Genomic DNA, 15793 nt, shown 5'->3' with positions numbered 1-15793 from the left:
TGGAGCATAAGCGATGACTATTCTTCAGGAACTGCATCAGGACCACATTAATCTCAGTCGGCTGCTGAATCTGCTTGAGCATGAGGTAGCTAATCTGCAACAGGGTGAAGCGGCGGATCTGAACCTGCTGGCGGATGTGATTCGCTATATCTCGGAATATGCCGATGGTTATCACCATCCACGTGAAGATGAGTTATACGCCTTCTTTGCCGGCCGTAATGCCAAACTGGATCAGGAGTTGGGGTGTTGCGTTGATGAACACCATGGCCTTACTCAACACACCCGCATCTTACGTCAGACACTGGATGATGTGCTGAATGATGCAGTGGTACCCATGACTCAGTTGGTTGAGCAGTTGGTATTGTTTCTGGAAGAGCAGAAAGCCCACCTTGACCATGAAGAAGGGCAACTGTTTCCGATGATCAGACTCATTGCCGAAGCTGAAGACTGGGCGCTGTTGGCAGAGGAGCTGCCAAACCGGCAGGACCCGCTGTTTGGCGCGCAACTGGCGGCTGAATACAGTGCGCTGTATCAGGCTTTGCTGGAAGACCTGCAGAAAGCCAGCTGATCAATCCAGTCTACTGGCCAGGCAATACCGGTTGCGACCACTGCGTTTGGCCTGATAAAGGGCGCGATCTGCTGCGTTAATCAGGCGATGAGCCAGTGAATTGATTGCCTTGCTGCTGGGTTGTGGTGCTTCGGATGCGACACCGATCGAAGTTGTAATCCGCAGCTCAGTCGTATCATCAGCGGTAAAGCTCAGCTCGGCGACCACCTGACATAAGGTTTGTGCCATTTTTTCAGCACAGCATTCATCGCAGCCCGGCAGTAATACCGCAAACTCTTCACCGCCGTAACGGGCGATGATGTCGGTACTGCGCAGATGTTCCTTCAGTGCCAGCCCGACTTTCCGAAGTACACTGTCCCCGGTCTGGTGCCCGTGTGTGTCATTGATCTGTTTAAAGTGATCCAGATCGATAAACAGGCAGCCTAAAGGCTGTTTAGTGCGGCTACAGCGCGAGACCTCTTTCACCAGCTCCTGTTCGAATGCCCGTCGATTCAAAACCTTAGTCAGCATGTCGATATTGCTGAGTCGTTGCAGGTTTTCCTGACTGATGCAGTTCTCAAAACAGATCGAAATCACCGAGGCAAGGTGACGCAGGTATTGAGCCAGCAGATGTGGATCAAGGCTTGAAAATGACCCGTCTCTGCAGCCCAGATGCAAGCTGCCAATCAGGCAGTCGTGCCGGATCAGCGGCAGCAGGGCAACATGGCGCAGCTCACTGGAAGGGGTTGGGAAAAACAGCTCAAGATTTTGCTCATCCGCATGCTGTAACCGAATTTTGTTCTCCGGGTGGATTTCTCGCAGTGGTTGCTGGGTGCTGACAAATTCAAGTTGTCCATTATCCAGCACTGATGCACTGTTGAGCAGCTGGCGCACGGTGTATTCCGGATCAAACAGCACCAGATGGATCTGACCCAGATTAAAACTTGCACTGAATCTAACCAACAGCAGATCCAGCAGATCGGCCAGCGATCCGCACGCAAGCAGGCTGAGTTCAATATCAAACAGTTTGCTCAGCACCACATGACTGAGTTCTGCGCGTTCTTGTAAGTTGGCAAGGGCCTGTTTGAGGTCCTGATTTTCCTTTTCCAGGGCAGGGGCTGCCATTGGGTATCCCTTGATAGTGTGTCTCTATTCAGCAACACAATATACCCAGTAATTGATCGTTTTTCACTCGATTTTTTTAATTAAAAATTTAATTAAATTAATGGTTTAGTGATGTTATTTCTAGTTGCTTGAACGGTGTTCGAGATAGCGCTCAACACTGTCTACAACCGCCTGGGTATGGCTGTCGATTTCCAGATTGATGAGGTCACCTTCGGTAATAAAACCAAATCGGGTAATACTTAGCGTCTCGGGAATCAAACCCACGCAAAAACCCTCATCCGTGCAGTTTTTGACGGTGAGACTGCAGCCATCCAGGGCAATAAAACCTTTATCAAAAATATAACGACGCCATTTTTCAGCTGTCTTTAACCACAGGGTGCAGTTATTGGGAGAACGTTCGATGCGGGTAACCTCCGCCAGGTCATGGACATGCCCGGATAAAAGGTGGCCGCCAATTTCGTCACCGATACGTGCAGCACGTTCAAAGTTGACTCTGTCGCCGACTTGGAGCTGACCAAGGTTGGTTGTGCTGAGGGTCTGCGCTATGAGATCAAAACATACCTGGTTGTCTTCGAAGTGGGTGATGGTCAGGCAGGTACCATTAACCGCGATGCTGGCTCCCAGTTGCAGCTGATCACAGTTGGCAGGCGGCAGCGCCAGTGTTAACTGCATAAAGTTTTCCCGATGTTCTGCGCTGATGACCTCGGCCAGACCCTGAACAATTCCGGTAAACATGGGAGACTCCCTGAAAAATGACTAATCTGAAAACAGTCCCGTTACGAACAAGACAGGTACTCTGATCTGTTCGTGCTGTGGTATCTGGGATAACGCAGAGAGACTAACAGGTTTTGGGGCAGGATTTCAGTTCTGGGGCTTTATAACATGCATATTTTAGTCACCGGTGGCACCGGGTTTATTGGACGGCATTTCATTCAACTGCGACTGGCGGAAGGAGACCGGGTGACCTGTCTTACCCGTAATCCGGCGCGCGCCAAGCAGTTGTTTCAAAACAGAGTTGTCGCGATTCGAACGCTGGACGATGTGAGTGAACCGGTTGAGGCAGTGATTAATCTTGCCGGAGCACCGATCGCAGACCGCCGCTGGAGTGCTGCGCGCAAACAGTTACTCAGAGAGAGTCGTATCGGCCTGACCGCTGAACTGGTGCACTGGATCAGTCAGCAGGCAAGCCCTCCCTCCGTGTTGATCAGTGGTTCGGCTATCGGATTTTACGGCAGCCAACTACTGGATACTCCACTTGCTGAAACCGGTGATTTTCAGCCCGGTTTTACCCATCAACTCTGTGCTGACTGGGAGGAAGCAGCACTGCAGGCTGAGACCTGTGGTGTGCGGGTTTGCCTGATTCGAACAGGGGTGGTGATGGGTAATGGCGGCGCGCTAAGCAAAATGTTGCCGGCCTTTCGTTTTGGTCTGGGCGGGCCCATTGGCAGCGGTCAGCAGTGGATGTCCTGGATTGCACTGGAAGATCACCTGCGGGCCATCAATCATCTGCTTACCCATCCGGATGCTTCGGGTGCCTATAACCTGACCGCACCACATGCAGTGCGAAATTCGGAATTTGCACAGATACTCGGGTCAGTATTACATCGTCCGGCGCTGCTGCGGATGCCTCCCTTTGTTATTAAGCTGATGCTGGGAGAGGGGGCAGAACTACTGCTGGAAGGCCAGCGGGTTTATCCGCAAAGGCTGCTGGATGCGGGTTTTCAATTTCACCATCCAACATTGGAAACAGCCCTTAAGCAGGTGCTGGATTAACCCTTGGTAATCTGTTGGCGGAAGCGGTTCAGGCCTTCTTTGAGCCGTTGACCGTTCCAGCGCCGTGTCTGTCCACTGTAAAGCAGTTGCTCAAGCTCCATAATCATCAGATTCAGCGCCTGATTTCTGGCACGCAGACCAATCTCTTCAAGTGATTGGGGTGGTTCGGTTTGCCAGAACAGTTGCGACCAGTTGAGCAGACTGTAACGGGCCGATTGCGCATCATTTAGCTCGCAGGCGATTAACAGGGCCTCAAAGGCATTTTCCTCGGGGGTTTGCGGCTGACGGTGAGACAGCGATGGGACGTTGTCTGGGAACAGATCAGGACGTTCCGAAACAGTGGTTGGCTGAGGCTGAGGGAATTCATAGGTTTCAAGCGTCTCAGTCCGATCGAATGTTTTTACATCGGCAGAAGCATCAGGGAGCGGCGGACGAGGTGTTCTGAGGCGGATAAACAGGACCAGTGCACTGCTGATACTCAAAAGCAGTAGCCCGCCAAACAGCCAGTATCTGTATGAGGAGGGGGAGGTTTCCTCCACTAAGGGTTTGGCTCTGGTGCTTTCCGTCGCAGGGGGCTCCGAGGCCGCTCTGACCTGCTGAGCCTGAGTCACGCCAGCGATCTGCAGTGTATAAGACGGAAGCAGTGCATTTTGTGTTTGATCCAGCGTGATGTTCCACCAGGGCAGGTCAATGGCTGCCAGGGTTAAAACACCCTGTGCTGCAGGATAAATGCGAATAACCTCTTTACGTTCCCCTATCAGCTGATTGTCCTGAAACCTATCGTTTAGCTGCAAATCCACCAATTCAACCCGGCCGTTTTCAGGTTGCAGCAGTGGCATCAATTTTGGCAATGCTGTGGCTGGCACACCGGTAACATTGAGGGTCAGGGTACGCAGAATGACACTGTTTACCTCAAGCTGGGCAGGTCGGTCCCAGCTATCGGTCAGGCTTAGCTTTTGCGCGGGCAACCAAATATTGCGCTGGCTGGTAAAGGCCGGTGGCCGGATCAGCACCACCAGGTCATTCGTCTTATATTCCAGGGGTTGCCCCTCTGGATCTGAACCTTTTACGGTTAAGCCCGGCAGGGTCAGTTCACCCGCTTTTGACGCAAACATCAGAAATTGCCGGGTCAGGCGCTGATAGGATTCAACACCATTTTCCATCTCTGTGATGGCAGGCTCAGTAGCCTGACGCAGTGTCGCCCCGATTAAAGCAGGCGTGAGTACTTCCTCGACGATGAAATCACCGGTTGGCATTAACAACTCAAGGGTAACAAGGATTTGTTCACCGACATAAGCCTCAGGTTTGTCTGCGCTGAGCGAAATGCGCATTGAGGGTTCTGGCGTGCTCTGGCTTTTAACATGGGTGGCTTCTGCAATCTGGATCTGCAGGGCCGCAGTGGTATTGCCTCCCACCTGAATCGGAGGAATAACCAACGCACCACTGCGCAAAGGTTTTAGTCGGATAACCCAGCGTAACCAGGTTTTTTTCTCACCGGTTCGGTAGCGGGAAACGGTGACGGTTTGCGTATCCAACCATTCAAAATCAGGTGACAGTCGACGGAAGTCAGGTTCATTGGCCGTCAGCAGGTCTGTTTCAAGGAAGAGTTCAAGAGGTTTACCGGCTTCAAGCTGATCGGTTGTCAGTTCAACGGTCAGTGCCGCCAGAGCTTGGCAAGAAAACAGCAGCGCCAGGATCAGGCTGAACAGATTGGAAAGGTAGTTAAGCAATGTGAGAGGCACCTGTTCTAAACATGGCTGACCGGTTTCGACCCATTATGGGCATGCCACAGTGGTGGTGCAATGCGTTCTGGCCCGATTTATAAGAAGCCTGCTGAAAACTATCTATACTACTGATTAATTTAGAATAAAAACAAAAAATGGGTGGAGACATGGCATATTCGCAGCAACGCGATAAACAAGGCTTACTCGATGATCTGACGGCGGAGATAAAACGCCGGTTACCTGAAGAGCGGCAACAGCAACTGATTGATTTTGCAGGAATCTATTATGCTACTGCCGCCGTGGCAGATCTGCTGGAGTGGAATCTGGATGACCTCTATGGTTCTACACTCCTGTGTTGGGAGTTCCTGCAGCAGCGTAAACCGGCACAGGCCAAAGTCCGGGTATTTAATCCCGATTACGAACAGCATGGCTGGCAGTCGACCCATACCATCATCGAAGTGTTATTGGATGAGATCCCCTTTGTGGTTGATTCACTGCGGATGGAGCTCAATCAGCGCAACCTGACAATCCATGCCATCCATAATTCAGTTCTGACCCTGCAGCGTGATGAAGCGGGGCAGTTGAAGAAACTGCTCAATCAGGACAGTCGTGCGAAAAGTCTTTCCCGTGAACTGCTGGTGTCGATCGAGATAGACCGGCACACCGATGATGCTCAGTTACACGACCTGAAACTCAGCCTGCTTAATGTACTGGAAGATGTCAGCCTGGTAGTGACTGACTTTAATGCGATGGCTGAGAAATGTGATGGGCTGGCCGATGAATTTACCCGCAAGCTGGAGGGGTTTGACCGGGCAGACCTACGTGAGGTGCATGATTTTATTCAATGGCTGAAGAATCACTTTACCTTTCTTGGCTATGATGAGTTCTCGCTGCAGGAGGAGGGGAACAAGCAGACACTGTTACCGGTGACCGGCAGCCAGTTGGGTTTGCTGAAGTTTTGTGATGAAGACTGTCGCTCAAATCTGCTGAATGCCAATCAGCGTGATGCCAAGGGGTTTGTACTGATCCCCGACATACTCTCCTTTACCAAAGCTAACCGTAAATCCCATGTGCACCGCCCGGCCTACCCGGACTATATCAGCATCAAAAAGATCGATGATCAGGGCTCAGTGGTCGGTGAATGTCGGTTTCTGGGCCTGTATACATCCAATGTATATATTCAGAGTTCAAGACAGATTCCGGTGGTCAGGCGCAAGGTCGATGCGGTTATGGAACGCTCAGGACTGCATCGCAATGGGCATGACTGGAAGGAGCTGTTGCAGATCCTTGAGATCCACCCCCGGGATGATCTGTTTCAGGTCAGCGTTGAGCAACTCTATGAAACCGTCAGCGGTATTCTGCAGATTCATGAACGCCGTCAGATTCGTTCATTTATTCGTAAGGATGCCTTCGGCCAGTTTTATTCCTGTCTCGTCTATTCGCCACGAGAGGTCTACAGCACTGAGTTCAGACATCGGATTGAGGAGATTCTCTGCCGGGAGCTGAATGCAGAGCAGGTCGAGTTCAATACCTATTTCTCTGAGTCGGTACTGGCGCGAACTCAGCTTATCCTCAGGGGTAAATCACTGGCGCTCAGCTGTGATACCAAAGCACTGGAGCAGATGATCCGACGTGCTGCCCGGTCCTGGCAGGATGATCTGCGCGATGCTCTGGTGGAAACTCTGGGTGAGGAAGCCGGTACTTCTGCTCTAAACCGTCTGGGTAAGGGCTTCCCTGCCAATTATCAGAGTGATTTTACTCCGCGCACGGCGGTGGTTGATATTCAGCATATGCAGCTGCTTACGCCGGAGCAGCCGTTGCAGTTGAGTTTTTACCGGGCGCTTGAGCGCAGGGACGAGTACCTCAATCTGAAATTGTTCAGTCTGGAAAACTCGTTGCCGCTGTCGGACCTGATCCCGGTGCTTGAGAACCTTGGCCTGCGTGTTCTGGAAGAACATCCCTACCTGCTTGAAACCGGCGCGGTAAAAGTCTGGATTCATGATTTTACCCTGAGCTTTAACGGTGCCCGGCAATTGGCCTTCAGTGAGCTTAAAGAGGTCTTCGAAGAGGCGTTTCTGCATATCTGGCAGGGTCATGCCAGCAGTGATGATTTTAACCGCCTGGTGTTACGTGCCCAGATACCCTGGCGTTGCGTGGCAATGCTGAGAGCCTATGCGGCCTACATGAAACAGATCCGCTTTCCAATCAGTGCCGAAGCCATCAGTAACACGCTGAACAGCTATGTGGGTCTCGCTTCGCTTCTGGTGCAGTTGTTCCATGCCCGATTTGAGCCGGGCAACATCGCGGATGGGGAGGAGATAGAACAACAGATTCTGGTGCAGTTAGAGGACGTGGCCAGTCTGAATGATGATCGCGTGATCCGTCATTATCTGGCCCTGATCAAAGCCACCCTGCGAACCAATTTTTACCAGCAGGGTAAGGAGGGTTTGCACGGTTATTTCTCTTTTAAATTTGCGCCCGAACATATACCGGGTATTCCACTGCCTAAACCGCGCTATGAAATATTTGTTTATGCGCCCTGGGTTGAGGGGGTGCATCTCAGAGGTGGCAAGGTTGCCCGTGGCGGCTTGCGCTGGTCTGACCGGTTTGAAGATTTTCGGACCGAAGTGCTGGGGCTGGTAAAAGCACAGCAGGTCAAAAATGCGGTGATAGTCCCGGTAGGGGCAAAAGGCGGCTTTGTTGCCAAACTGCTGAAAGAGAATATGAGCCGGGATGAGTGGCTGGCAGAAGGTATCCGTTGTTATCAGACCTTTATCTGCGGCCTGTTGGATATCACGGATAACATGAATGATAACGTGGTCCTGCCGCCACCCGATGTGGTGCGCCATGACGATGATGATGCCTATCTGGTGGTGGCGGCAGACAAAGGCACCGCGACCTTCTCCGATATCGCCAATGAGATCGCTCAGCAATATGGTTTCTGGCTGGGTGATGCCTTTGCTTCCGGTGGCAGTCAGGGCTATGACCATAAAAAAATGGGCATCACCGCCAAAGGGGCCTGGGTGTCTGTGCAGCGTCATTTCCGTGAAATGGGGCTGAATACTGAGCAGGATGATTTCACCGTGCTGGGTATTGGCGATATGTCGGGCGACGTATTCGGCAACGGCTTGTTGCTATCCAAACATATCAAGCTGGTGGCGGCGTTTAATCATCAGCATATCTTTATCGATCCTTCCCCCGATCCGGTTAAAAGCTGGAAAGAGCGCAAGCGTCTATTTGATCTGCCACGCTCAAGCTGGCAGGACTATGATGCCTCTCTGATCAGTGACGGAGGCGGGATTTTCTCGCGCAGCAGTAAAGCGATCATGCTGACCCCACAGATCAAAGCCCTGACCGGGCTTAACTGTGATCGCATGACCCCGACAGAGCTGATTCGCAGTCTGTTGATGATGCCGGTTGATCTGCTCTGGAACGGAGGGATCGGTACCTATGTTAAAGCCACTGACGAGACCGATATGCAGATTGGCGACAAGGCCAATGACGCATTACGTGTCAATGGCGCCGATCTGCGCTGTAAGGTGGTCGGTGAGGGCGGCAACCTGGGCATGAGCCAGAAAGCCCGCATTGAATTTGCGATGAAAGGCGGACGTCTGAACACCGACTTTATCGATAATGCCGGTGGGGTGGATTGCTCTGACCATGAGGTCAATATCAAAATCCTGCTCAGTCAGATTGTGGCCAACGGCGATATGACTGAAAAGCAGCGTAACCTGCTGCTGGAAAAAATGACCGATGATGTGGCCGCGCTGGTGCTGGAGAATAACTACCGGCAGGTGCAGTCAATCAGTCTGTCTGAATCACGCTCGCTGGAGAATATGGCGGAATATCATCGGTATATTTCGAGTATGGAATCCGCGGGCAAACTGAACCGCTCGCTGGAGTTTCTGCCGGATGATGATGCGCTTAATGAACGCAAAAACTCCGGTCGGGGTCTGACCCGGCCGGAACTGTCTGTGCTGATCTCTTATAGCAAGGCTGAACTGAAAGAGACGCTGGCCCAATCTGGTATTGCTAAGGATCCCTACCTGAGTCAGGAGCTTTACACCGCGTTTCCCCCGCAACTGGTGGAGAGTTACCCGGATGCGCTGCGTCAGCATCGGCTGCACAGCGAAATCATCGCAACCCAGTTGGCCAATCATATGATCAATATGATGGGGATAAACTTTGCTGACCGGCTCAGAGTCTCTACCGGGGCAGATGATGCCACCATCGCACGGGCCTTTGTGCTGGCGCGGGATGCGTTTCATATTGAACAGTTATGGGAGCAGATCGAAGCACTGGACCACCGGGTCGATGCCAATGTGCAGTCCGGTATGATGCTTGAGCTGCAACACCTGATGCGTCGGACCACCCGCTGGTTTGTCAGAAACCGGCGTGAAGACATTGACTGCGGAGTGGAGGTGGAAAACTGCCGCAGTAAACTCACCAAGCTGATCAAACACCTGGACAAGGCCCTTTGCGGAGCACCGTTAAAACACTGGGAGCAGAACCGGCAGCGGTATGCCAAGGCGGGCGTGCCGGATAAATTGGCCCGGACTGTGGCGGCTTCACGCATTCTGTTTTCCGCCCTGGGCATTATTGATGTGGCGCGCAGCACCGATGTTCCAATTGAAAGTGTGGCGCAGGTGCATTTTGATCTGGGTGAACGGTTGGACCTGCACTGGCTGGGACAGCAACTGCATCGGTTGCCGGTCAGCAGCTACTGGCAGGCGATGGCCCGTGAAGCGTTCAGGGATGATCTCGACTGGCAGCATAGCTCGCTGGTGGCCAATGCCATTCATTACCGGGTGCGCGGCACTTCAAGTCAGCAGGTGGTCGACAAGTGGTACAGCGAAAATGAGTGGCTGGTGGCGCGCTGGATCAAAATTCTGGCTGAACTCAAGAATGCCGATCAGCAGGATTATGCGATGTACAGTGTCGCGCTGAGAGAGCTGTTCGAGCTTGCGAAAACCAGTCAGAGCAGCTGATAATATGGGGCTTGATGGAGTGACCGATGCCCCATATCGACGTAGATCTGCATATATCGGCAGAGAGTTACCTGCAACTTTACCAGGGTGTTGCCAAAGAGGTTCTGGCGCAGGCCACTGACGGGCGTAATGTGCGTTTCCCGGCGCAGATTCTGCGGCCCTATCTGTTGCATGACGGTATTCATGGCCGCTTTCGTATCCTGTTTGATGAACAGGGGCGGTATCAGAAAATCGAAAAACGCTGATATTCTCAGCTGCAACCGCCTGCGTCCGCCCTATGATTCTGGGGGGGGCTCGCCTATAATCGCAGCAAATTTGCCGATTGGATCACCTGCATGTTTTATTCTCTTGCCCGTTCGCTGATGTTCCAGATGGACCCTGAGCTGTCCCATGACGTTGCCCTGAGCTCAATGAATGTGGCGGCCATGCTGGGCTTGCATCGCCTGCTGGGTTCACAGCAATTGGCTGACCCGGTTGAAGTGATGGGGCTGACGTTTCCAAACCGCGTCGGTCTGGCAGCAGGTCTGGATAAAAACGGCATTGCTGTGGACGGTCTGGCGGCCATGGGGTTTGGTTTTGTGGAAGTGGGTACCGTTACACCCCGACCTCAGGCAGGTAATCCAAAGCCACGTATTTTCCGGTTGCCGGAGCAGCAGGCGATCATTAACCGCATGGGATTCAATAACCAGGGGGTTGATGTACTGCTGAAAAATCTCGACAAGCAGCAGTATAAAGGCATCCTTGGTATCAATATTGGTAAGAACAAAGATACCCCGAACGAAAAAGCCAACGAGGATTACCTCTACTGTCTGCGTAAAGTGTATCCGCGAGCTTCCTATATTACGGTGAATATCTCCTCGCCGAATACGCCGGGCCTGCGCACTCTGCAATATGGTGACTCCCTCAACAGCTTGCTGGACGCGCTGAAGACAGAGCAGGCCAAACTGGCGATGATTCACGAGCGGTATGTGCCGATTGCAGTGAAAATCGCGCCAGATATGAGCGAAGAGGAACTGCAACTGGTGGCGGCAGCCCTGCGTGCCTATGCCATTGATGGTGTAATTGCGACCAATACCACCCTGTCACGTGAAGGTGTGGAGCGGGCAGAACATGGCAACGAAGAGGGTGGTTTGTCCGGAGCACCCCTGCGCAACCGTTCTACCCGGGTGATTCGCTCGCTGGCTGAAGCGCTTGAAGGCGACCTGCCCATTATCGGTGTCGGCGGCATTACCGAAGGCTTCGATGCGGCTGAAAAGATTGAAGCCGGCGCGAGTCTGGTACAGATCTACAGTGGATTTATCTACCGTGGCCCTAAACTGGTGGTCGAATCGGTGCGGGCTATTCAACAGTTAAGATTGAGCGTGTAACAGATAAGGAAAAGGCTCCCTGAGGAGCCTTTTCCATTACACAATCGAGAGAATTGACTAATGTAATGCGGGGTCAGCCTGAATGGCTGAAACGCCGTCCATACCGCTCCAGTGCGCTTCACGCCCCTGGCGCCAACCACTCATCCAGTGGCTTCTGAGATCAGCGGTGTTAACGGGACAAAGATCCCGTGATTTGCCACTCAGGCCGGCCTGGAAGCCACGGTTAAACAGGGTGGTAGTACGGCTGCGTTTTTGTCTCTTCATAAGGTCTAGCCTCTCTGTTCTTTAGTTTTGGAGAGCAGTGGTTCATTGAGACAGAAGAACCACTGGTAACCTGCCCGAACGGTTGAAAAAATCGAAGGGCAGACCTCTATTGATAACGAAAAAACGCTGTCAAAGCGATTGATAATGGCTATCTGACATCTGTTTGTAATAAATCTTCACATGCATCATTTTAAAAATGGAATGCATTCATTGGCTTAGCTTCTTTACTCCGTCTTGTTGCAAAGAGTGAAGATTTTTCATTTGTAATACACGCTTTATGGTCTAGCTGAATTAGACCTGAACAGGAACTGATTATGACCGGTACCCTCTTTGTTACCTGCCCAAAAGGTTTGGAACTTCTCCTGCAGGAAGAGCTTGAAAATCTGGGGCTGACTGAGCTTCGCCAAACCGTGGCCGGCGTTGAAGGGCAGGGTGGTCTTGAGGCGGCGTACCAGATCTGTCTTTGGTCCCGACTGGCAAACCGGGTCCTGATGCCGTTACATGAGTGCCCGGCTCAGACCGCTGATGAACTTTATGATGGTGTGCAGGCGATCAGCTGGCTGGATCATATTAATAGTAGCGGCAGTCTGCTGATCGATTTCAACGGTCGGTCAGAGGGGATCTCTAACACACATTTTGGTGCGCTGAAGGTCAAGGATGCGATCGTTGACCAGATCCGCATGCAAACCGGTTCGCGCCCTGAAATTGCCAAGGTCAATCCTGATGTCAGGGTGAATGTTTATCTGCACCGTGGTAAAGCCCGCATCAGCCTTGATCTCTCGGGCGAGAGCCTGCACCGTCGGGCATACCGGCTCCAGTCTGGTGAAGCGCCGCTGAAGGAAAACCTCGCGGCGGCGGTGTTGCTGCGTGCGGGCTGGCCGGAAAGAATGTCTCAGGATATGCCACTGATCGATCCTATGTGTGGCTCTGGTACGTTGTTAATCGAAGCGGCGATGATGGCTGCAGATATTGCACCGGGCTTATCCCGTAAACGTTTTGGTTTTCAGGGCTGGAAAGGCCATAAATCGAGTGTCTGGACGGGGCTGGTTGCCGAGGCGGAAACCCGAAAAGCCGAGGGTCTGGCAAGGCTGAAACCACTGTTTTATGGCTTCGATCAGGACGCCAAGGTACTCAATGCAGCGCGTCAGAATGCTGCTCGGGCAGGGGTTGAGCAGGCGATCAGTTTTGAAACCTGCCGTCTGGAAGATCTGAATAAGGCGCGTATACCTGAAGTTGTGGGCCTGCTGGTCACCAATCCGCCTTATGGGGAGCGGCTGGGCGAAACGCAGCAGTTGATGTTCCTGTACCGCTATTTGGGCGACTTTATGAAACAGCAGCTGCCGGGCTGGCAGGCCGCGGTACTCAGCAGTAATCCGGATCTATGCAAAGTGATGGGGCTGCGGGCAGATAAAACGTACAAACTGTTTAACGGTGCGCTTGAAAGCCGACTGGTTACCTATCCGATTGCTGACAAGGCGGATACGCGTGAAGCCACAGAACAGCCAGAGGAAACAACACCTCTGAATCAAAGTTCTCAGATGTTTGCCAACCGTCTGCAGAAAAACCGCAAGCAGCTCGCACGCTGGGTAAAGAAGGAAAATATAGAAGCCTACCGTCTCTATGATGCGGATATGCCTGAATACAATGTGGCGGTGGATATATACGGTGATCAGGTGCATGTACAGGAGTATGCACCGCCCAAGAAAATTGATCCGGTAAAGGCGTTTTCCCGGTTACAGGATGTGATGCACGCATTGCCGGTGGCATTGCAGGTCTCGCCAGAACAGATTGTGCTGAAACAGCGTAAACGCCAGCAGGGCAGCAGTCAGTATGAGAAGCAGGGTGAGTCCCATCGCTTTTTTGAAGTGGTTGAGCACGGCTGCCGCTTGCTGGTCAATCTGCACGATTATCTGGATACCGGCCTGTTTCTGGACCACAGAGCAATGCGGCGGCGGGTTCAGACTGAGTCAGCGGGTAAGGATGTGCTGAACCTGTTCTGCTATACCGGTTCTGTGTCTGTACATGCCGCCGTGGGCGGTGCGCGTTCGACCACCAGTGTTGATATGTCGGCCACGTACCTGAACTGGGCTAAACGCAATCTGGAGCTGAATGGTTTCGGGGGCGCAAAACACCAGCTGGTTCAGTCGGACTGTGTAAAGTGGCTGCATATGCAGCGACAACCTGCGTATGACCTGATCTTTCTCGACCCGCCGACATTCTCCAACTCCAAGCGGATGCAGGGAGTGTTTGATGTACAACGGGATCATGTAGAGCTGATTCAGCAGGCGATGCGTATTCTGCGTCCCGGTGGTGTGCTCTATTTTTCGAATAACTTTCGTCAATTCAAGCTGGATCACGACGCTTTATCGGACTTTACTGTTACCGATATTACCGGTCAGAGCCTTGATCCTGACTTTAAAGGGCAGACCAAAGTGCATGTCTGTTTTCGGATTATGCAAAAAGATGAAGCATAACTATAAATAAGGCATGTTTTTTGCTTTATTTTGGTGCGAAAAATCTGCTGGGCGCTGTAAATTCCGGGAAATTTTCCATTAATTCTTTGAATATTAATGGAAATCTTTTGTCGTATTTTTGCGCGGCAGCAGTCATAACAAAATGCTTCAATTCAAAATCGCACTAGATTAGTGCCTCAAAGGTGAGGAAAGTGCGTTTTTGGTGCCAATTCAGTCAAAGGAGACGAATGTGGAAGAGATCAACAGTGCTGTTGAAACCCTGGTGCAAAGTTCCAACACCCTCTTTATCTTGATGGGTGCCATCATGGTGTTTGCCATGCATGCAGGCTTTGCGTTTCTTGAGGTGGGAACTGTCCGTCAGAAAAACCAGGTGAATGCGCTGGTAAAAATTCTGACCGATTTTGGTTTCTCCGCTGTAGCCTACTTCTTTGTGGGTTACTGGGTGGCTTACGGCGTCACATTCTTCTCCCCCGCGGCCGAGCTGACAGCTGGCAACGGCTATGAGCTGGTCAAGTTCTTCTTCCTGATGACGTTCGCGGCTGCGATTCCGGCTATTGTGTCCGGCGGTATCGCTGAGCGTGGTCGTTTCTGGCCTTTTCTGATTGCTTCTACCCTGACTGTAGCGCTGGTCTATCCGTTCTTTGAAGGCATTATCTGGAATGGTAATTTTGGTTTCCAGGCCTGGCTTGAGTCCACTTTTGGCGCCAGTTTCCATGACTTTGCCGGTTCTGTGGTGGTACACGGCATGGGCGGTTGGCTGGCGCTGGTTGCAGTGATTATGCTGGGTATTCGTAATGGTCGTTATAAAAGCGGCAAGCTGGTGGCATTCCCGCCGTCAAACATTCCGTTCCTGGCTCTGGGTGCCTGGATTCTCTGCATTGGCTGGTTTGGTTTTAACGTGATGTCTGCGCAGACAATGGACGGTATCTCTGGTCTGGTGGCTGTGAATACTCTGATGGCGATGGTGGGCGGCATTATCACCGCGTTGCTGCTGGGTAAAAACGACCCCGGTTTTATCCATAACGGCCCGCTGGCCGGTCTGGTGGCGGTCTGTGCAGGTTCTGATGTGATGCATCCGATGGGTTCTCTGGTTGTGGGTGCGATTGCGGGTGCCATTTTTGTGTTGCTGTTTACCTATCAGCAGAATCGTCTCAAAGTTGACGATGTGCTGGGTGTCTGGCCGCTGCACGGTGTGTGTGGTGTCTGGGGTGGTATTGCTGCCGGTATCTTTGGTTCTGAGGTGCTGGGAGGCCTGGGAGGAGTCAGCTTTATGTCTCAGCTGATCGGCTCCGTTGCAGGCGTTGTGGTGGCTCTGGTGGGTGGTGCGCTGGTCTATGGCATTGTGAAAGCGGTGGTTGGCCTGCGTCTGTCGGATGAAGAGGAATATGACGGCGCTGACCTGAGTATCCACAAGATAGAATCCGTGAATGCTGACTGATCAGCATCTGATAAAAAGCCGGGCTTAGCCCGGCTTTTTTGTGCTTTGATATTGGCAAGGTCGATTTGCGGGATAGATGACAGGCATAAAAAA

At 52.2% G+C, this 15793-nt stretch carries 11 protein-coding genes; 7 read left to right on the top strand and 4 right to left on the bottom strand.

Annotated features, from left to right (window positions below):
* The first annotated feature begins 13 nt into the window (after positions 1 to 13).
* Entirely contained in the window at positions 14 to 568 is a 555-nt protein-coding gene (locus P2G53_RS11935; RefSeq protein ID WP_275817515.1) for a hemerythrin domain-containing protein, read from the top strand.
* Here P2G53_RS11935 and P2G53_RS11930 read toward each other — a convergent pair whose 3' ends face one another.
* Positions 569 to 1672, bottom strand: coding sequence for a GGDEF domain-containing protein (locus P2G53_RS11930; RefSeq protein WP_275817514.1), 1104 nt, complete (start codon positions 1670 to 1672; stop codon positions 569 to 571).
* Between the two features lie 120 nt (positions 1673 to 1792).
* Positions 1793 to 2407, bottom strand: coding sequence for a riboflavin synthase subunit alpha (locus P2G53_RS11925; RefSeq protein ID WP_275817513.1), 615 nt, complete (start codon positions 2405 to 2407; stop codon positions 1793 to 1795).
* A gap of 147 nt (positions 2408 to 2554) precedes the next feature.
* Here P2G53_RS11925 and P2G53_RS11920 point away from each other — a divergent pair, with 147 nt between their 5' ends.
* Entirely contained in the window at positions 2555 to 3445 is an 891-nt protein-coding gene (locus tag P2G53_RS11920; RefSeq protein ID WP_275817511.1) for a TIGR01777 family oxidoreductase, read from the top strand.
* Here P2G53_RS11920 and P2G53_RS11915 read toward each other — a convergent pair.
* Positions 3442 to 5175 (bottom strand): BatD family protein, encoded by a 1734-nt coding sequence (locus P2G53_RS11915; RefSeq protein WP_275817509.1) that lies wholly within the window; start codon positions 5173 to 5175, stop codon positions 3442 to 3444. The genes P2G53_RS11920 and P2G53_RS11915 overlap by 4 nt on opposite strands.
* 161 nt (positions 5176 to 5336) lie before the next feature.
* Between P2G53_RS11915 and P2G53_RS11910 the strand changes: the two genes are divergently transcribed.
* The 3 genes from P2G53_RS11910 to P2G53_RS11900 all read left to right on the top strand — a co-directional run bounded on the left by P2G53_RS11910 (position 5337) and on the right by P2G53_RS11900 (position 11524).
* Positions 5337 to 10157: an NAD-glutamate dehydrogenase gene (locus tag P2G53_RS11910; RefSeq protein ID WP_275817507.1), complete on the top strand. Its 4821-nt coding sequence runs from the start codon at positions 5337 to 5339 to the stop codon at positions 10155 to 10157.
* A 26-nt stretch (positions 10158 to 10183) separates the two neighbouring features.
* A complete protein-coding gene (locus P2G53_RS11905; protein ID WP_275817505.1) occupies positions 10184 to 10402 on the top strand; it encodes a DUF2835 domain-containing protein in 219 nt (72 codons plus the stop codon).
* Between the two features lie 90 nt (positions 10403 to 10492).
* Entirely contained in the window at positions 10493 to 11524 is a 1032-nt protein-coding gene (locus P2G53_RS11900; RefSeq protein ID WP_275817503.1) for a quinone-dependent dihydroorotate dehydrogenase, read from the top strand.
* Positions 11525 to 11581: 57 nt separating this feature from the next.
* On the opposite strand, the gene P2G53_RS11895 is transcribed toward P2G53_RS11900, so the two are convergent.
* The gene (locus P2G53_RS11895; RefSeq protein WP_275817501.1) at positions 11582 to 11788 is read right to left on the bottom strand and encodes a ribosome modulation factor; all 207 of its coding nucleotides are present in this window, start codon (positions 11786 to 11788) and stop codon (positions 11582 to 11584) included.
* Between the two features lie 314 nt (positions 11789 to 12102).
* Here P2G53_RS11895 and rlmKL point away from each other — a divergent pair, with 314 nt between their 5' ends.
* Both rlmKL and P2G53_RS11885 read left to right on the top strand, forming a co-directional pair.
* Positions 12103 to 14262, top strand: coding sequence for a bifunctional 23S rRNA (guanine(2069)-N(7))-methyltransferase RlmK/23S rRNA (guanine(2445)-N(2))-methyltransferase RlmL (gene rlmKL / locus P2G53_RS11890; protein WP_275817499.1), 2160 nt, complete (start codon positions 12103 to 12105; stop codon positions 14260 to 14262).
* A 229-nt stretch (positions 14263 to 14491) separates the two neighbouring features.
* Positions 14492 to 15700: an ammonium transporter gene (locus P2G53_RS11885; RefSeq protein WP_275817497.1), complete on the top strand. Its 1209-nt coding sequence runs from the start codon at positions 14492 to 14494 to the stop codon at positions 15698 to 15700.
* Positions 15701 to 15793: the final 93 nt, after the last annotated feature.

This window comes from Neptuniibacter sp. CAU 1671 (assembly GCF_029222905.1).
Taxonomy (GTDB): Bacteria; Pseudomonadota; Gammaproteobacteria; order Pseudomonadales; family Balneatricaceae; genus Neptuniibacter.
The sequence above is the reverse complement of the archived record's forward strand: the minus strand, read 5'-3'. Positions and strand labels throughout refer to the sequence as shown.